An 18,084-nucleotide genomic window follows, 5' to 3' on the forward strand; every position below is an offset into this window, starting at 1 on the left:
CCGAGGCCAGGACAAATTCCGTTTCCCTCAGGTCCACCCCCGGGGTGAAATGTCCGCTGCCCGGCGTCGGCGCCGAACCCGCAGGTCAACGTGCCCGGAGGGGGCCGAACATGCGATCCGGGACGGGGTATTCCCGGGCGCCATCCGTTCACAACCAGGACACAACCGGGACGTTGCGACACCTCCCGGCCGACCGGAATGCGTACGCCGGCGTGTGAGGTCGGGAGCGAAGCGGGGTGCGCGTCTGGTGTGCATCGAGGCAGCGCGCGTTGCGCGTTGGCGTGGGGGAGACCCGGGGGACACCAGGGAAAACGCCGAACGCCCCCGGCGCCGGAGAGGCGGCGGGGGCGTTCGGCCTGTTCGCAGTTCTGTGGGCAACTGCTTTGCGCGCGGCGGGACTTTACGGCCGTTACGGACGCGTCGCCGGGGGTTCGTCGGACGGCGAATCGTCCGCGGGCGCTTGGTCCGCGGGCGGGGTGTCGATCGGGAGGATCATCGTGCCCGCCTCCGGTTCGGCGATCGGAGCGGGCTCCGCGGCGTCCTCGGCCGGTGCGGATTCAGTTGTTGACGCCTCGGTGCGCGACGCCTCGGTCTCGGCGGGTGCGTCCGGCTCGGGGGTCACGTGGGACGGCGTGATCGCCGGTACGACGGTCGTGCCCGCTTCGGCGTCGGATTCCGCGGCGGGTGCGGGCTCGCGCACGGGCTCCGGCTCGGGCTCGGGCTCGGGCTCCGGGGCGGGCTCGGGCTCCGGGGCGGAGGCCGCCGGGACGGCCGGGACGATCGTCGTTCCGGCCTCCGCCTCCGGTTCGGCGGCGACGGGCTCGGCAGCTACGGGCTCGTCGGCCTCGGTCTCGGCGGCCTCCTCTGAGCGCTTGGTGAGCGTCAGGGGAGAGGAGTCGTCGTCCTGTGCGGCCGGGGCGGACGGTGCGTCGGTTCCGGGAGCCGCCACCGGGGTCTCGGCCGGGGCTTCGACAGGCGCCTCGGCAGCCGACTCGACGGCCGCGGCCGCTTGCGGCTCCGGCTTTTCCAGTGAGGGGGCCGACGCGGGGAAGGCCTCCGGCTCGGCCGGGATCCCCGGGGCCTCGGCAGGCGCCTCGGGCGGAGCCGACGCGAAGACCGCGGGCTCCGACTCGACCGACGGCGGCGCGGGCTGCGCCGCGGGCGCGACCGTCGGAGGCGCCGTCGGCATGGCCGGCGGACCCTGCGGTACGGGCGGAGCCGCGTCCTGCGGCGCCCCCGGCGCCGGGGCCGACGCGGCACCCAGCGGACCCGGCGCCTGACCCGGCACCTGACCCGGCACCTGACCGGCCGCCGGAGCGCCCGACCACGCGGCCGCTGCGGCGGCGTCCTGCGGCAGGCCCAGCGCCGCGAACGCCTGCGCCTCACGGGCGTGCTGGAACGCGGTGATCTTGCGGACCACGAACACCGCGGCGATCGCCGCGAAAACCGTGAGCAGGGTCAGGCCGCCGGACACGTAGTCGGCCGTACGCAGGTCCTTCGCGTCGTCGAAGACGATGTCGTCCTCCGACGGGTACAGGAAGGCCGCACCCACCGGCGCCCAGACGGCCAGCACGTACAGGATCCACCACACCCACAGCAGCGGCTTGCGTCCCGGCGTCGCACCGCCGCGTTCCGCCGCCTGCGGGTCGCTCGCCTTCCAAATGTCGTGCGCGATCTGCTTCGGGAACCACCACCACACGACCGGGCAGAACCAGCCCCCGATCGCCCACCCCTTGGCGAGCGTCTGGCGCGAGGCGCCGAACAGGTCGACGTTGCCGCGCGCCCGGTAGAACCAGATGACGAAGACCACCGCCGTCGCCAGCATCACCGCGCCCTCGAACACCGTCGCCGCGGTGACGAAGTTGTCGGCATTGTCGGCTTCGCTACCGGTCACAGACCCCGGGTCGTCGATCAGATCGCTCAGAAGTGAGGCCCGCATGAAGTAGGCGACCAGGCTGACCACCGCGCCCAGCGAGGTGACGCCCAGCAGCACGTACAGCGAGACGGCCAGGCCCTTGAGCGGCTTGAACGGCTGCGGCGGACGCCAGGTGAACCCGGCGCCCGGGTACCCGGGCGCGCCCGGATAGGGCGGCTGCGCCCCGGGGTAGCCGGGCCCGGCGTACGGCATCTGACCGGGGACCTGGCCGGGAATCTGCCCCGGAACCTGCCCGGGCATCTGGCCGTACGCGGCCTGCTGCGCCGCGTACGGGTTCGGCGCCCCGTAGGCGGGTGCCTGCGGTGCGGCGGCGTAGGGATTCGGCGCAGCGTACGGGTTCTGCGGCTGCGCGCCCTGCCCGGGAACGGGCTGCCCGTACGGGGCCGCGGGAGGCTGGGGAGCCGCCGAACCGCCCACGGGGACAGGCGCCGCCGGGGGCGCGGCCAACGCGGTACCGCAGTGCGAGCAGCGGTCGGCCTGGGTGGACCAGGTGCCGCAGGCGGGACAGAGCACGAATGGAACCCTTCATTGTCATGCAGACCAGACAGCAGCCCGGACAGCAGACCGGACGACAATTGCCGGACCGGGGATGGCCAGGTGGTCCGCCCACGCGGATCCTTCGTCGTCCCCGGAGACGACCGGGCGCGACAGTTTCCCCTCGCCCCCTGACACCGCATCATGCCGTGCGCGGACATCCGCGGGAACGGGTGGCCGGATCACGATGTAGGGGAGCCCTCGTCGCGGACCGGCATCTGTCCGGAACGTCCTTACAAACGTCCTTACAATAAGGTGCCCGCCGCCGCCCGGCGCCGGGCCGAATCCCCGGCCGACGGCTCCGCCGCCCCGCGAATCCCGTGGAACCCCGTGAACGCGTGAACGAACTCCCCGCCCTCGCCCACCTCGGCGGTCGCCTCGCGACCGGCCTGCGCGACGTCACCGACGACCCCGCCGCGCTGGACTCGCGCGGCTTCTGGGCGGTGGTGGCCGACTTCGAGGGCGGCATCGTGTGCGCGCGGTTCGACGACGTGCGCGAGGCGCCGCTGCCGCCCGCGCCCTGGCACGGTCCGCGGCCGGACGCCTGGACGACGTCGCTGGACGCCGACGCGTACCGCGACGGGGTGCGCCGCATCCGCTCATACATCGAGCAGGGCGAGGTCTACCAGGTCAATCTCTGCCGCATCCTGACCGCGCCGCTGCCCCATCCCGACCGCGCCGACATAGTCGGGCTCGCGGGCCGCCTGGCACTGGGCAACCCCGCGCCCTACGGCGGCGTCATACGCCTGCCCGGACATGGCGTGCAAGTCGCCTGCGCCTCACCGGAGTTGTATCTGCGGCGCCGCGGCCGCCACGTTGAGTCCGGGCCGATCAAGGGCACCGGCCGCACCGAAGCGGACCTGCTGCCCAAGGACTTCGCCGAGAACGTCATGATCGTCGACCTGGTCCGCAACGACCTCGGCCGGACCAGCGAGACCGGCAGCGTGACCGTGCCCGAGCTGTGCATCGTCGAGAAGCACCCGGGCCTCGTCCACCTCGTCTCCGTCGTCGACGGCCGGCTGACCGCGAACGCCGGTTGGCCGGAATTGTTCGCCGCGACATTTCCGCCCGGATCGGTCAGCGGTGCCCCCAAGTCCAGCGCGCTGCGTGTCATCAGCGAGTTGGAGCCGGTCCCGCGCGGCCCTTACTGCGGTGCGGTCGGCTGGGTCGACGCCGACCGCCGCGAAGGCGAACTCGCGGTGGGCATCCGGAGCTTCTTCGTGGACGCGGAGGGGCGTCTGTGCTTCGGTACGGGCGCGGGCATCACGTACGGTTCGGACCCGCAGGGGGAGTGGGACGAGACCGAGCTGAAGGCCGCGAACCTGCTCAGAGTGGCGTCCGGCGATACGCACCGCGGACACGGCCACGGGAACGCGAACGGCCACGGGAACGAGGGAGACGCATGAAGATCTGGCTGGGCGACGGCACGGGCGGCGGCCTGGTCCACGAGGAGGACGCGACGGTTTCCGTCGTCGACCACGGGTTCACGGTCGGGGACGGCGTCTTCGAGACCATGAAGGCGGTCGGCGGCGAGGCGTTCGCCCTCACCCGGCACCTCGACCGGCTCACCCGTTCCGCACGCGGCCTCGGCTTGCCCGATCCCGACCTCGCACTGGTCCGCGAGGCATGTGCGGAGGTCCTGGGGGCCAACCGGGTCGAGGGGACGGCGCGGCTGCGCGTCACGTACACCGGCGGGCCCTCCCCGCTCGGCTCCGACCGCGGCGCGGCCCCCGCGACCCTCGTCGTGGCCCTGACCCCGGCGAAGGCGCACCAACCCACCACGGCCGTCGCCACCGTGCCGTGGACGCGCAACGAGAACTCCCCGACGGCCGGCCTGAAGACGACCAGCTACGCCGACAACGTGGTGATGCTCGCGCACGCCGCGCGGCAGGGTGCGTCCGAGGCGCTGTTCGCGAACACCGCCGGACTGCTGTGCGAGGGAACCGGCTCGAACGTCTTCGTCGGCGTCGGCGGACGCCTGCTGACCCCGCGGCTGGAATCCGGCTGCCTCGCCGGCGTGACGCGCGCCCTGGTCCTGGAGTGGACCGACGCCGAAGAGGCCGACCTGCCCTACGCCGTGCTCGCCGAGGCCGACGAGGTCTTCGTGACCTCCTCGCTGCGCGACGTCCAGCCCGTGCACCGGGTCGACGCCCGCGACCTCGCCGCGCCCGGGCCGCTGACCCGGGCCGCCGCCGAGGCGTTCGCCGCGCGCTCGGCGGCCGATATCGATCCCTGACCGCCCGCGGCCGGGCGCAATTCTCGGCCGTGCACACGTCGTTCGCCCATGGCGTTCGCCGCGGGCACCTCGCGTAGGTTGACCGGCTCCCGCGGTGGGCAGCACCCCTTCGACGGACGAGGGGAGGGCAGCCCGGTGACCACGACACTGCGGCCCGCTCCGCCGGGGAACCGGGCGGAGGTCGAGACCGGTGACTGGTACGCGATCTGCGCCAACGGGCGTCCGATCGGACGCCTGCATCTGGCCGCGGGCGGGCGCTGGGGCGACGGTACCGGCTGGATCGACCACATCGAGGTGCTTGCCTCGCGGCGCAGACGCGGGCACGGCTGCGTCGCGCTGCTCACCGCCGAAGAGGTGCTGCGGCGCCTGGGCTGCGGGCGGGTGGCCGTCGAGGTGCCGGAGGGGAACCTGCCGGGGCTGCGCCTGGCGACGTCGCTGGGCTACGTGTTCGACAGCCGCTACCTGGTCGCGCGGGTGCGGGGCGGGGTCGGTGCGGAGCGTACGCCGCCCGAACCGCCGGCGGGCATGAGGCTCGCCGTCATGTCCGAGACCGCGCACGAGGCGTGGCGCGAGGACGCGTGGCGCCGCTACGTCGCCCTGCTCACCGGAGCCGGCTGGTCGCGACGCGCGGCCGAATCACGCGCCTGCGCACGCCTGTCGGGCGGCGAGTCGCCCGCATACGAGCTGTGCGCCCCGGACGGCGCCCGGGCCGGAGTGGTGTGGCTCGATCCCTCCCGGGCGGTTCCGGGACGCGCCGAGGTGCGCGCAGTGGAGGTCGCCGACGCGTGGCGCGGGCGGGGCCACGGCAGGCTGCTCCTGCGCACCGCCGAACACCTCGCGTACACCGCGGGACTGGGCGAACTCGGCCTCGAACTCGTCGGCCCCGTCCCCGCCGCCCGCCACATCGCCGCCGAACTCGGCTACACCACCCATGCGCGGCAGCTCGGGAAGATGATCCTCTAGCCGGCCTTCGCAAACTCGACACAGGCGCCTGTCCGCGGCCCCACACCGGCAACGGGAACGGACCAACACCTGCGGCCCGTTCCGTGCCGACAACCACCCGCGCCGCCACACCGCACTCCACGGCCCCACCCGTCAACCGCACCAACATCCCGGCGGCCCCTACGCCTCGGCCTCGCCGCTTTTCGTATCGAGGCGGAACGCCGCCCTGACGGCCGTCCAGGCCCGGCTGTGGTGCTGGGGCGCGGCCCGAGAAGGCGCTCGGCACGGCCGGCGCTGGACGGTTCCCGCCGCGCACAGAAGTGAACGATCGCGGTTGTCAGCCCCCGTTGTGCAGGTGCCCCGCACGGTCGGTGAGCAGGGCTTCGATCTGCTCGCGCAGCCCCGTCTGGTCCTTGCTGCCGTCGAGCAGCTTGCCGGCCACCTCGTACGTCGGTGTGCCCCTGACGCCGATCGCGGCACCCTCCGCCTCATCCGCATCAACCTGGAGGATGTGGCGGCCGTCGATCAACGCGAGTTCCATCTCGTCCGCGTCCAGCCCCAGTTCGCGCGCGATGTCGACGAGCAGTTTCTCGGCCGCCGCGCCCTTGGCCGCGGCGAGTTCGCCGACGCGCGCGAGGACGGCGTCGACGTACGTCCACATCTGCCCCTGCGCACGCGCTTCCTCCGCGGCCTGTCCGGCCAGGTGCGCGTGCTTGTGCTTCTCCAGCGGGAAGTGCCGGAGTTCCACCACGAGTTCGGGACCGAACAGGTCACGCAGCGCGGCCACGTCGGCGAGCGCGGTGCGGCAGTCGGGGCATTGCAGTTCGCACCAGAAGTCCAGGCGCAGTGGAACAGGAGCACTCATACCGCAATTCTCCCAGGTCGGAGATCGTGACTCGTGCGCGCGGACGACGCCCCAGCCGCGCATGGGGGGCACTATGGGAGGTGTTCGACGCGGAGGGAGCGCGAGATGTCTGACGCAGGCATTGTCACGGGGGCGGTGTGCGCGGCACTGACGGGCCTCGGGTTTGTCCTGGCCGTACGCTCCGCGCAGGCCGGAAGCTACCTGCGGGCGACGCGCTGGGTGGGCATCGCACTGATCCCGGCCGGCCTCTACCTGACCGGCCTGGCCACCCTCGGGCGGCGGGTGGGCGACGCCGCCGCCGACTGGGCGACGGACCTGGTGTTCGGCATTCGCGCCTGGGCAGGGATTGCGATCCTCGCCTTCGCGGCGATGCTGCTCCTGCTCGTGCGCGCGATCGGCGCGCGCCGCTCCGGGGCGGAGGAGGAGTCGTCCGGCCCCGCCTCCCTGGCCGGTGCGGGGGCGGCCGCGCGTGGTCTGCCGCCGGTCGCGGGGGAGACGGCACGTACCGCGGGGCAGCCCCAGGAGCAGCCCAAGGCCAGGCCTGCCAAGCAGCCCAGGTCGCGGCGCGGGGACAGCGGTTTGGGCGACGAGTTCGCGGAGATCGAGGAGATCCTGCGGCGCCGCGGAATCTGATGCGGCGGTCCGCCGGAAATAGCCGTTGCGGTTAGCGTTGAACGCTATGTCGTGATGCATGCCTGTGAATCCGGTCACGCATGTGGTGATGCGTCCGCGCGGATATGTATGCGCGAATAACCGGGAAGTTCACCTAATTCCGGGACGACTTCCGTACGCCCGCGCGGGGCGGCTCCTTCGCCGCGCAACAACAGATCGTGATCTCGCCGCAGATCTATCGCGTTCGGGCACAAGTCGAACGAGACCCGAACCGGAAACGTCGCGGTTCCGCGAAAATACGGACGCAAACCTCGCACCCGCGCCACGTCGCGGCAGCCGTACGGGGCCTGCCGGGCCCCCGTACGACGGAGGGCCCGGCGGCCCCGGATGCGCCGAGGCCGACCGGACCCTCTTCCCCGAGTGGGAGGCCCGGTCGGCCTCGGATGGAGCTTGTACCGGTGTCCCGCGGAGGACTGCTCCCGCTACCGCACGGCGTCGCGTGGCGCCCGGCGGACGGCCCGTGGAGACCGGCCCTGGGGGCGCGACGGCGGCGGGCGGGAGGTCAGCTCTCCGCGAGGATCTGCGAGAGTTCGCGGTCGAGATCGAAGTAGCGGTGTTCGGCACCGGGCGCGACGGCGGCGTTGGTGCGCTTGAGGAAGGATTCGAGCGCCCGCGCGGGGGCCTCCAGGAGCGCCTCGCCCTCGGGGGAGCTCAGCGCGATACACACGATGCCCTGACCGTGGCTTCGGGACGGCCACACGCGGACATCTCCGGTGCCCGAGGGCTGGCGCAGCCCTTCGGCGAGCAGGTCGCGGGCGAACACCCAGTCGACCGTCTCATCGGCACCCGTGTGGAAAGTGGCATGCACCGCGTAGGGGTCCGACGAGTCGTAGCGCAGTCCCGCGGGGACGGGAAGCGAAGACTCGGCGGAGACGACGAGGCGCAGGTGCAGCTCGCAGCTGACCGTGGTGTTCATAAGCGCCATGGCCTTTCGCTCAGTGTGCGCTCGGGGATTCGCACTCGGCGTTCGCAACATCCCACCTACGCGCGCTTCGTAAACGTCGTTGCCCGATATACGCGCCTCTGGGTACTCCTTAAGAGCGAAGTCCCCGCGAAACACCGCAATGAGGCCGGTCAGCCCATCGGTGGACGGCCTCCGGGGCCTGCTCGGGGCCAATCGCGAGGGCCCTCCCGCGGTGTGTTGCGGGTCTGTCCCGGACACGTACCGGATGTGTCCCGAAGGGGCCGGACGGGTGGCGTACGGGCTGTGCCGGGTCGGTCGCGTGGTGTACCCCAACAGGGGGACGGTTTGTTCTGCGACGCTTGGTATCCGAACCCATGTACGTACTGGGCCTGTGCCCTCGGGGCGCCCCCTTGTAGCGTGGTCCCCCCGCGCACACGCGCGTCCACAGTACGTGGCACCGGATGTAGCGGATGACGCGACATTCCGTCACGGAACAAGCACAGCGCCATGGATCTGCACCGAGAAAGGGGAGCCCACGATGGACACGGGGGCCGCAGGCGCCGCCAACAAGGCGCAGGAGACCGACACCGCCGCGCCCACGGCGGCGACGGAGGGCGCGGAGACCGCGGAGTCGACCGTGCCGAAGCCCCGCGGGCACTCGTCGAAGGCGCCCCACTTCATCAAGCGTTCCCGCACCCTGCACCTGACGTGGCAGATCGGCGTCGCGATCGTCGGCTTCGCGGTGATCGTCGCGGGCCTGATCATGATGGTGATCCCGGGGCCGGGCATTCCCGCGGTCCTGGTGGGCCTCGCGATCCTCGGCACCGAGTTCGTCTGGGCGCAGCGCACCCTGCTGTGGACCAAGGACCAGGCCACGAAGGCCGCGCAGCGGGCTCTCGACCCGAAGACGCGCCGCCGCAACCTGATCATCCTGATTGTCGGCGTCCTGCTCATCGCCGCGGCCGCGGTGCTCTACTACCTCAAGTACGGCCTCGCCCTGCCGTCCTGAGCGCGGCACGACGACCCCTCCCCATGCGGTAAGGTTCTTACCGCGCCCGGGCGATTAGCTCAGCGGGAGAGCACTTCGTTCACACCGAAGGGGTCACTGGTTCGATCCCAGTATCGCCCACGAGCGCGAGGGCGACCCATGTCTGCGGACTGCGCAGACCGGGTCGCCCTCGTCGTTTTTTGCGGCCTCGCCGCGGCGGGGGCTTCGCCACCCGCACCCCCTCGCAAACGCACTCCGCCCCGCAAAGCGCACTAACCCCGCCTTCCCACCCCCCAAGCAGCCCGCCTCCGGCATCGCCCCGGTGGAGCGTCGTTGCGTGACCGTGCCGCCCCTTTCCACACCGCCGACGCCCGCCTCCGACTTCGCGTCGGCATGGTGTTCTGCTACGCCTTCACACCGGGGCCAGTGCGGTGGCACCAAACGTTTGCCGGCCCCAGCTGTGTCGGTTTGGCGCCGAGTTGCCGACCACGGTCGTGCCGACGCGCTCCCCCAACCCACCGCGGTAGGGCGGCCCCCGGCTTCGCGCGACTACAGCCGTGCCGTCGCACTCGCCTCGCCGCCGTGCGGCGACGCGCGCCCGACGACTTGCCGTCGCGCTCTTCGCAGTGCGTCGGCGCACGGGGTTGGGGGACCCGCTGTTTGGGGTGGGTGGGGCGCGCGCGATGATCGGGCGGTGAGTTTGAGTGACGGCTGTGCTGACCGGTGGAGCGGAGGCGCATCGTGACGGCGGCCGGGACGGGGCTGCTGTTTTCGCCTTGGCTGTGGCTCGTACTGCCGCTGACTGTTTGTGCCGACTCCGTGGTGCCGGTCATTCCGGGGGACGAGCTCGTGATGGCCGCGTCGGCGGTGGGGCGCGGGAACTTCGGGTATTTGGCGTTGGTGCTGCTGCTCGCGGCGGTCGGGGCGTTTGTCGGGGACCAGTGCGCCTACGCCGTGGGGCGCGCGGGGTTGCGGCGGGGCGGGGACGTGACGTTGGGGCCGCGGCGTCAGAAGGCGTTCGATCTTGCGGAGCGCGCGCTCAACCGGGGCGGGATGGCGGCGTTGGTGGCCGCGCGGTTTCTGCCGGGAGGGCGTACCGCGGTGAACATACTCGCGGGGCGCGTGGGTTATCCGCCGCGGCAGTTTCGGACGGCGACGTTGGTGGGTGCCGGCATATCGGTGTCGTACGCGCTGACCATCGGGGCGCTCGCGGGCGAGTATGTGCATGACAGCCCGTTGTTCGTGGTGGTGTGCGGCATGCTGCTCGGGGCTTCGGTGCCCCTGCTGGTCGGCATACCGGCGCGCATTGTGCGGGCGGTGCGGCGGCGTCGCGGCGGTGGCGAGGTGCCGGACGAGGTCCCGGAGGCCGGTTGAGTGACGGCGAGGGGGGGGGGGGGGGGGGGGGGGGGGGGGGGGGGGGGGGGGGGGGGGGGGGGGGGGCGGGAGCCCCCCCCGCCCCTCTCGCGTCAGGCGCCCCGCTCGGCGAGCAGGTCGCGCATCAGGTCCATCTCGGACGTCTGCCCGTTGACCATCTTCTGCGCGAGGCTCTTCACCTGCGGCACGGTGGCGCGGTTGGCCGCGTCCTGGGCCATCGCCACGCCCGCCGCGTGGTGCTTGATCATCAGTTGCAGGAACAGCACCTCGGCCTCGCGCCCCTTGGCCTGGCGGAGGCGTTCCATCTCGGCCTTGGTCGCCATGCCCGGCATGCGGGGGGCGTCGGGGCCAGGCGTGCCCATGTTGTGGCCCATCGCCGTCATGCCCTCAGGGGACATCCAGGTCATCGGCGGGCCGGTGGTGGTCTGGGTCAGGCCCCACAGGTCCAGCCAGCCGAACATCTGGCCTTCCTGGTTCTGCTGCGTGGTGGCGATGTCGTACGCAAGGCTCCGGATGTCCTCGTCCTCCGTCTGCACGCGGACGATCATCGACATTTCCACGGCCTGCGCGTGGTGCTCCTTCATGTCGCGCGCGAACCCGGCCTCGACGGAGTTGTCCGCGGGCGGGTTCGCCACCGCCGCGGGCGGCAGTCCGATGACGGTCGGTGCGGCGGACGGCTGCGCGGGCTTGCCGTCGTCGGAGTCGCACGCCGCGAGGACCGGCAGGGCGATGAGGCCGGCCGCGCCGAACGCGACCGCCTTGGTGCGGAAGGTCACTGCGGCTTCCCCACTCCGCCGGTGCACGCCGCACCCTGCTCGGGGGTCTGCGGGCCGTTGCGGTACAGCTTGATGAACTCGTCCAGGCGCGGGTCGTCGACGGTGTCCAGCGGGAGCTGGAGGCCCCACGCGGTGGCGTTGACCGGCTTCGGCATGCCCGGGTACGGGGTGAGCAGCATGTACGGCTGGTTCGCCTTGGCCTTGAGCTTCTCTATCTGGTCCGCGGGCAGCGCGGGGTCGTAGGTGATCCACACGGCCCCGTGTTCGAGGGAGTGCACGGCATTGCGGTTCTCGACGGGCTTGTCGTATATGCCGCAGTTCAGCCACCGCTGGTCGTGCTTGCCGCCTACCGGCGGGACCTGCTTGTAGTCCACGCCCGAGCCGACGTGATCGCGCGACGCGGTGTACGCGACGACGCCGTTGATCGTGCTGCTGACGTTGCCCGCGACGGTGACCTCGGCGTCGACCGAGCCCGCCGGCCCGCCGTCGCCGTCGTCCGACGTCATGACGATTGCCGCGAGTCCGGCGATCACGCCGATGGCGATCACCGCGGCGGTCGAGCCGATGAGTATGGAGCGGCGGCGCGCGGACTTGGCCTCGCGCTCGCGCTGCTCCGCGACGCGCTGGCGCGCCGCGGCCATCTTGGCGTTCCTCGCCGCCTTGTTCTGCTTCTTCGAACTGCCCGACTGTTGCGGCCCCATGGGTCCCTCCGGGAGTAGGTGTGCGGGTGATTTCGGGTGTGCGGACGCGGCCGTACTGGCCCTGCGGGGGCAGAGCCGGTGGTCGCGCGGGGCCGCTTAGGTGCGACTGACGCAGAGATCGGTCAGGTCGGTGGGCACCGCGCTTGGTGCAGTGTCGAGCGCGGGGCCGGTGCCGTCGGGGTCGAGCAGCCACGGCGGGACGAAGGAGCCGACCGGCACCGGGAGCACCGGCGGGATCGGCGGGATCGTCGACGGCGTGCAGACGCTGACCTCGGATCCGCAGCCCTGGGGGTTGCCCTGCGAGTCACTGGGGCTCGTCGCGTGGTAAGGGCAGGCCATCGGGTCGGCGGCGGACGGCGGCGGTGGCGCGGGGACGGGCTCCGCCCGGGCCGGAAAGGTCCCGCCGATGAGCGCGCCCAGCATGAGCAGCGCCACGGCCAGCGCACGGACGGCGGGCCGCAACGGGGCGGCGCCTGGGTCCGTCCGATGCTTCACGGGCCCATTCTCACCCGAACGAGCGAGCGATCTCGACGCCGGGAGGGATATTTACCGGACCGGAAGGGTAGGAGTGGTCGATTACATCCGACAAAACGGTTGATCCGGTGCGGTCGACGACGGCGGAGAATCGTCCGCCGACTCCCCACACGATCTTCACGGGTGCTCCGCAGAAGAGCCCCGGTTCCCGCGCATCCCGGCCCTAGCGTTCTCGTCAAGTCGCCGACGGGGGCGGTGCCTTCACCGCGTTCCCGGCCTCGGCGAGCGGGAGCGACGCAGGGGGAGCCGTGGACGACCAGCAGTTCGGCCAATGGTCCGGTACGGACATATCCAGCCACAAGGAACCAGAGCTCGGCGCCCCGGCAAGGGTGCTGGCCGGGACCGCGGCCACCGCGCTGACCGCCGCTGTCGTCGCGATATCGGAGGGCCTGGGAGCCAACGCGCTCATCCTCGCGGCGGCCCTGACCGTCACGGCGGCGCTGGGCGTACGCGGCCGCCGAATACGCCCGTGGACGCTCGTCTGGGCGCTCGGCGGCCTCGCCCTCGTCGCGGTCCCGCTCTGGCACGGCGACACCTGGTTGCACCCGCTCACCCTCGCCGTCGCACTCGGCGCCGCCTCGCTCGCGCTGGCCGGCGGCCGGACCTGGTGGCAGATCGCCATCCGCCCCTTCGCGGTGCTGCTCTTGGCGCCGCGCGGGGTGCTCTGGGTCTACCGCGGGTTCGCCCGGGTGCTGCCGCGCCGGCAGGGCAGTGCGGGAGCGGCGTTCCGGGCCGTCCTGCTCACCGGCGTGGTGACGGCGGTCTTCGCGGCGTTGTTCGCGGCGGCCGACGCGGTGTTCGCCGAACTGCTGAACGGGCTCGTACCCGGGGACGCGTTGGCGCTCCGGTTGTTCCTGGCGGCCCTGGCGACGGTGCTTGCGGCGGGGGCGGCCTCGGTCGCGTTCGACCCGCCGCGCGAGGGCCTGTGGCGCGAGCCGAGCCTGCCCCGCGTACCGGTGCGAGGGCGTATGGAGTGGTTGGTGCCCCTCGCGGTGCTCGTCGCGCTGTTCGCGGGATTCGTCGTCGTACAGGCGGTGGTGCTCTTCGGAGGCGTCGACGGCCCGCTCGACGACGCGGGCACGACGCGCGCCGAATACGCGCGCGAGGGGTTCTGGCAGTTGTTGTGGGTCACGATCCTCACGCTCGTCGTCATCGCGACCGTGATGTACGTCGTGCCGCGCGACCGCCCGTCCGACCGCCGCCTCGCGAAGCGCCTGGTCGGGGCGCTGGCCGTGCTCGCGCTGGTGGTCGGCGCCGCGAGCCTCCACCGCACGGACGCCTACATCGACGACTTCGGCCTCAACCGCTCCCGCCTGGTGATGGCGGGTGCCGAGCTGTGGATGTGTGTCGTCCTGGTGCTCGTGCCGGTCGCGCTGGTGTGGCGCGCGATGGCCACGGCTCTGCCGCGTACGGCGGCCGCGGCCGGGCTGGTCACCGTCGCGGTGATCGCCGCGGCGTCCCCGGACGCCATGGTGGCGGACCAGCGCGTGAGCCTGTACGAGCGGACCGGCCGCATCAACCTGGAGTACGTGCGCGGCCTCGGCGTCGACGCCGTCCCCGCCCTCGACCGCCTCCCCGAGCCGACCCGGTCCTGCGCGCTGCGGGAGATCGCCGCGGACCTCGCCGACGAGGATCCGCCCTGGTACGCCACCAGCCTGGCCCGCGAGCGCGCCGAGCGGATCCTCCGGGACCGGCCCGTCCTGAGGAACGCGCGCTGCGCGTCGCCGGTGATGCCCGGCCACGGACCGACGTACGGATCGCAGAGCGGACCGCCGAGTGGGTCGACGCGCACGGACGATGGCCCGGCGGATCGCCGGTGACCCGCGACCACGACGACCGCGACGACCACGAGGCCCTCGGAGACCGCGACGACCGCGACGACCATGACGTCCTCGGAGACCGCGACGGCCTCGACGACCACGCGGGCCACAAGTCCCACGAGGTCCTTAGGCACGATGCGCCGCCACCCCGCGCGCTCGCCGCCGTGCTCGTCCTCGCGGTGGCCGCGGGCGCGTGGTCGGCGACCACGTTCCACGACGCGATGGGGGCCAACCTCCTCATTGCGTCGGTCCTCGCGGCCCTGGCGGCCGTGGCGTCGCGCGTGGGCGTCGCCGGTGGCGCGAGTGTTGTCCTCGGAAGGAGGGCGCCCGGCGGATGGGGACTCGTGTGGGCGTTGGCAGCCTTGGCGTTCGCCGCCCTGCCCACGTTGCGCGACGACAGTTGGCTGCACATCTATACGACCATTGCGGCGCTCGGTTTCGGCTCGCTCGCGCTGGCCGGGGGAGTCGGGTGGCGGGCGGTGCTGACGCGGCCGTTCGCGCTCCTGCGTGCCCTGAAACCGGGGATCACCTGGGCCGCGCGCGGGGTGGGCACGATCGCGGCGCGGCGTACTCCGGTGCGGAGCCTGGCGTGGGCGCTGGTCGGCACCGTCACGGTGCTCGCGGTGTTCGGCGGCTTGTTCGCGGCAGCGGATGCGGTGGTGGCGGCGATGGCGGACGACGCCTTCGGCGCGGTCGACCCGGGCCGCGAACCGGTCGCGTACACCACTGGCACCGCGGCCTTCGTCCTCGTCCTGGCAACCGCGCACCTCGCCGCGCGTCCGCGCACCGTCGAGCACGTCGCGCGTCGCGGTCGCATTCTGCGCGTGGTCGAGTGGGCTCTGCCGCTGGTGGTGCTGAACGCCGTCTTCGCGGTCTTCGTCTATGTGCAGATCGCCGTGGTCGTCTTCGACGGCTATCAGGAGGTCCTCGCGCGCAAAGGCATCAACTACGCCGACTACGCCCGCCAAGGGTTCTTCGTCCTGCTGGTGGTCACCGCACTCACCCTTGCCGTGGTCGCGATGGCGTCGCGCTTCGGCCCGCGCCGCGGTGCGCCCGGCCGCCGACTGTTCGAGGCGCTGTCGGGCACGTTGTGCGTCCTCGCCCTGGCGGTGGTCGCCGCCGCGCTGCACCGGCTGGAGCTGTACGTCGAATACTCCGGCCTCACGCGCCTCCGGATCTGCGCGGCCACCCTCGAACTCTGGCTGGGCGTACTGCTCGTGCTGGTCTTGGCCACGGGCCCCTGGGAGCGCGCCGCGCGGCAGCTTCCGCGGCTCGCCGGTGCGGCCGGCGCGGTGATCCTGTTCGGCCTCGGCCTCGCGTCACCCGATCAACTGATCGCGCGCGTCGGAGTCGAACGCCAGCGCGACACCGGCGTGGTCGATGTCCGAGACCTGGACGGCCTGTCCGCGGACGCCGTGCCCTGGCTCGACCGACTTCCCGAACCGCAGCGCTCGTGCCTACTGCGGCCCATCGCGGCCGACCTGAGCAGGTCGGACGAGCCGTGGTACGCCGGGAACGCGGCCCGCGAGCGCGCCCGGGACCTGCTCGCCGAACGCCCGCCGCGTCCCGGCCCGCCCTGCGAGGAGCGCGAGTACCGTCCGACGTCGAGCCACCAGGGACGGGACCGGCCGACGGCAGGGCCGTGCCGGCGCGGCCAAACCGAGGCGCGATGTGCTCCCGTACCCCGATAGCATCGGAACACCAATCACCCCCAAGTCAGGAGATGGCCGTGTCCGACGCCCGAGTGATCATCAAACGCGACCCGGAGCGGGAAGAGCGCTTGGTGGCCACGGGCACGACGGCCGCCGACCTCTTCGACGGCGACCGTTCGGTGGTGGCCGCTCGCGTGGGCGGCCAGCTCAAGGACCTGGCGTACGTCGTGGCGGACGGCGACGAGGTCGAGCCCGTCCCGATGGACTCCGAGGACGGCCTGAACATCCTGCGGCACTCCGCCGCGCACGTCATGGCGCAGGCCGTGCAGGAGCTGTTCCCCGACGCGAAGCTCGGCATCGGCCCGCCCATCAAGGACGGCTTCTACTACGACTTCGACGTCGAGACCCCGTTCCACCCCGACGACCTCAAGCGCATCGAGAAGAAGATGCAGGAGATCATCAAGCAGGGGCAGCGGTTCTCGCGGCGCGTGGTCGCCGACGACGAGGCGCGCGCCGAGCTGTCCGGGGAGCCGTACAAGCTGGAGCTGATCGGCCTCAAGGGCTCGGACGCGACCAGCGACGACGGCGCGAACGTCGAGGTGGGCGGCGGTGAGCTGACCATCTACGACAACCTCGACGCGAAGACCGGCGAGTTGTGCTGGAAGGACCTCTGCCGCGGCCCGCACCTGCCGACGACCCGCAACATCCCGGCGTTCAAGCTGATGCGCTCGGCCGCGGCATACTGGCGCGGCAGCGAGAAGAACAAGCAGCTCCAGCGCCTGTACGGCACCGCGTGGCCGAGCCGCGACGCGCTCAAGGCGCACCTGACCTTCCTGGAGGAGGCCGAGAAGCGGGACCACCGCAAGCTCGGCAGCGAGCTGGACCTGTTCTCGATCCCCGAGGAGATCGGTTCGGGCCTGGCGGTTTTCCACCCCAAGGGCGGCATCATCCGCCGCGTGATGGAGGACTACTCGCGCCGCCGCCACGAGGAGGCCGGCTACGAGTTCGTCTACACGCCGCACGCGACCAAGGGGAAGTTGTTCGAGGTCTCCGGGCACCTGGACTGGTACGCCGACGGCATGTACCCGCCCATGCAGCTCGACGAGGGCGTCGACTACTACCTCAAGCCGATGAACTGCCCGATGCACAACCTGATCTACCGTGCCCGCGGCCGCTCCTACCGCGAACTGCCGCTGCGGTTCTTCGAGTTCGGCACGGTGTACCGGTACGAGAAGTCGGGCGTCGTGCACGGCCTCACCCGCGCCCGGGGGTTCACGCAGGACGACGCGCACATCTACTGCACCAAGGAGCAGATGCCCGGCGAGCTCGACTCGCTGCTGACCTTCGTGCTGAACCTGCTGCGCGACTACGGCCTCGACGACTTCTACCTGGAGCTGTCCACCAAGGACCCGGAGAAGTTCGTCGGGTCGGACGAGGACTGGGAGGAGGCCACCACGCTGCTGCGCGCGGCGGCCGAGAAGCAGGGCCTCGACCTGGTGCTCGACCCGGCCGGGGCGGCGTTCTACGGCCCGAAGATCTCGGTGCAGGCCAAGGACGCGATCGGGCGCACCTGGCAGATGTCGACCATCCAGGTCGACTTCCAGATGCCGCAGTTGTTCGACATGGAGTACCAGGGCTCGGACGGCAACCGGTCCCGGCCGGTCATGATCCACCGCGCGCTGTTCGGTTCGATCGAAAGGTTCTTCGCGGTGCTCCTGGAGCACTACGCGGGGGCGTTCCCGGCGTGGCTCGCGCCGGTGCAGGTGGTCGGGATCCCGATCACGGACGCGCACATCCCGTACCTCCAGGAGGTCGCGGCGAAGCTGCGGGCGAAGGGGGTCCGCGTCGAGATCGACACGGCCGACGACCGCATGCAGAAGAAGATCCGCAACGCGCAGAAGTCCAAGGTGCCGTACATGCTGCTGGCCGGCGACGAGGACGCCTCCAACGGCGCGGTGTCCTTCCGCTACCGCAACGGCGAGCAGAAGAACGGCGTGCCGGTCGACGAGGCGGTGGCCGAGATCGTCAAGGCGGTCGAGGACCGGGTACAGGTCTGAGCGCGGGGTTGCCCGCAGCCTGACTTGCGGGTCTGATGTGCACCTTTGATGTGCAGGTCTTCGCGGGGCCGGACGCCTTCGGGTGTCCGGCCC

At 72.1% G+C, this 18,084-nt stretch carries 15 protein-coding genes and 1 tRNA gene; 10 read left to right on the top strand and 6 right to left on the bottom strand.

What is annotated here, in order from left to right; translation table 11 throughout:
- Nucleotides 1-409: 409 nt before the first annotated feature.
- A complete protein-coding gene (locus ACRX5S_RS00500; RefSeq protein ID WP_436770640.1) occupies nucleotides 410-2,449 on the bottom strand; it encodes a DUF4328 domain-containing protein in 2,040 nt (679 codons plus the stop codon).
- A 359-nt stretch (nucleotides 2,450-2,808) separates the two neighbouring features.
- On the opposite strand from ACRX5S_RS00500, the gene ACRX5S_RS00505 reads away from it, so the two are divergent.
- From ACRX5S_RS00505 to ACRX5S_RS00515, 3 genes are all read left to right on the top strand, one after another.
- Nucleotides 2,809-3,876: a chorismate-binding protein gene (locus tag ACRX5S_RS00505; RefSeq protein WP_436770641.1), complete on the top strand. Its 1,068-nt coding sequence runs from the start codon at nucleotides 2,809-2,811 to the stop codon at nucleotides 3,874-3,876.
- Entirely contained in the window at nucleotides 3,873-4,706 is an 834-nt protein-coding gene (locus ACRX5S_RS00510; RefSeq protein ID WP_436770642.1) for an aminotransferase class IV, read from the top strand. The genes ACRX5S_RS00505 and ACRX5S_RS00510 overlap by 4 nt, the downstream gene beginning before the upstream one ends.
- A 135-nt stretch (nucleotides 4,707-4,841) precedes the next feature.
- Nucleotides 4,842-5,669: a GNAT family N-acetyltransferase gene (locus ACRX5S_RS00515; protein ID WP_436770643.1), complete on the top strand. Its 828-nt coding sequence runs from the start codon at nucleotides 4,842-4,844 to the stop codon at nucleotides 5,667-5,669.
- A 316-nt stretch (nucleotides 5,670-5,985) separates the two neighbouring features.
- Here the strand turns inward: ACRX5S_RS00515 and ACRX5S_RS00520 are convergent, their stop codons facing one another.
- On the bottom strand, nucleotides 5,986-6,513 hold the full coding sequence (locus ACRX5S_RS00520; protein WP_436770644.1) for a DsbA family protein: 528 nt from the start codon (nucleotides 6,511-6,513) through the stop codon (nucleotides 5,986-5,988).
- Nucleotides 6,514-6,618: 105 nt separating this feature from the next.
- On the opposite strand from ACRX5S_RS00520, the gene ACRX5S_RS00525 reads away from it, so the two are divergent.
- Entirely contained in the window at nucleotides 6,619-7,146 is a 528-nt protein-coding gene (locus ACRX5S_RS00525) for a hypothetical protein (protein ID WP_436770645.1), read from the top strand.
- Nucleotides 7,147-7,687: 541 nt separating this feature from the next.
- Here ACRX5S_RS00525 and ACRX5S_RS00530 read toward each other — a convergent pair.
- Entirely contained in the window at nucleotides 7,688-8,101 is a 414-nt protein-coding gene (locus ACRX5S_RS00530; protein ID WP_231779752.1) for an SsgA family sporulation/cell division regulator, read from the bottom strand.
- 526 nt (nucleotides 8,102-8,627) lie between these two features.
- On the opposite strand from ACRX5S_RS00530, the gene ACRX5S_RS00535 reads away from it, so the two are divergent.
- The 3 genes from ACRX5S_RS00535 (at nucleotide 8,628) to ACRX5S_RS00545 (ending at nucleotide 10,451) form a co-directional block, all read left to right on the top strand.
- Nucleotides 8,628-9,098 (top strand): TIGR02611 family protein, encoded by a 471-nt coding sequence (locus ACRX5S_RS00535; protein WP_436770646.1) that lies wholly within the window; start codon nucleotides 8,628-8,630, stop codon nucleotides 9,096-9,098.
- A gap of 48 nt (nucleotides 9,099-9,146) precedes the next feature.
- Nucleotides 9,147-9,218, top strand: a tRNA-Val gene (locus ACRX5S_RS00540).
- Between the two features lie 600 nt (nucleotides 9,219-9,818).
- Nucleotides 9,819-10,451: a DedA family protein gene (locus ACRX5S_RS00545; RefSeq protein WP_436770647.1), complete on the top strand. Its 633-nt coding sequence runs from the start codon at nucleotides 9,819-9,821 to the stop codon at nucleotides 10,449-10,451.
- A 92-nt stretch (nucleotides 10,452-10,543) separates the two neighbouring features.
- Here ACRX5S_RS00545 and ACRX5S_RS00550 read toward each other — a convergent pair whose 3' ends face one another.
- From ACRX5S_RS00550 to ACRX5S_RS00560, 3 genes are all read right to left on the bottom strand, one after another.
- A complete protein-coding gene (locus ACRX5S_RS00550) occupies nucleotides 10,544-11,227 on the bottom strand; it encodes a DUF305 domain-containing protein (protein ID WP_436770648.1) in 684 nt (227 codons plus the stop codon).
- The gene (locus ACRX5S_RS00555; protein WP_436770649.1) at nucleotides 11,224-11,928 is read right to left on the bottom strand and encodes a DUF3105 domain-containing protein; all 705 of its coding nucleotides are present in this window, start codon (nucleotides 11,926-11,928) and stop codon (nucleotides 11,224-11,226) included. Before ACRX5S_RS00555 ends, ACRX5S_RS00550 begins: the two co-directional genes overlap by 4 nt.
- Before the next feature lie 96 nt (nucleotides 11,929-12,024).
- Nucleotides 12,025-12,423: a hypothetical protein gene (locus ACRX5S_RS00560; RefSeq protein WP_436770650.1), complete on the bottom strand. Its 399-nt coding sequence runs from the start codon at nucleotides 12,421-12,423 to the stop codon at nucleotides 12,025-12,027.
- A 287-nt stretch (nucleotides 12,424-12,710) separates the two neighbouring features.
- Between ACRX5S_RS00560 and ACRX5S_RS00565 the strand changes: the two genes are divergently transcribed.
- Genes ACRX5S_RS00565 through thrS form a run of 3 tightly spaced genes read left to right on the top strand, consistent with a single transcriptional unit; the run spans nucleotide 12,711 to nucleotide 17,991 of the window.
- A complete protein-coding gene (locus ACRX5S_RS00565) occupies nucleotides 12,711-14,282 on the top strand; it encodes a DUF4153 domain-containing protein (RefSeq protein WP_436770651.1) in 1,572 nt (523 codons plus the stop codon).
- Entirely contained in the window at nucleotides 14,279-15,973 is a 1,695-nt protein-coding gene (locus ACRX5S_RS00570; RefSeq protein WP_436770652.1) for a DUF4153 domain-containing protein, read from the top strand. Before ACRX5S_RS00565 ends, ACRX5S_RS00570 begins: the two co-directional genes overlap by 4 nt.
- Before the next feature lie 38 nt (nucleotides 15,974-16,011).
- A complete protein-coding gene (gene thrS, locus ACRX5S_RS00575; protein ID WP_436770653.1) occupies nucleotides 16,012-17,991 on the top strand; it encodes a threonine--tRNA ligase in 1,980 nt (659 codons plus the stop codon).
- Nucleotides 17,992-18,084 lie beyond the last annotated feature (93 nt).

Origin of the sequence: Yinghuangia sp. YIM S09857, assembly GCF_051388915.1 — a bacterium.
Lineage (GTDB): Bacteria > Actinomycetota > Actinomycetes > Streptomycetales > Streptomycetaceae > Yinghuangia.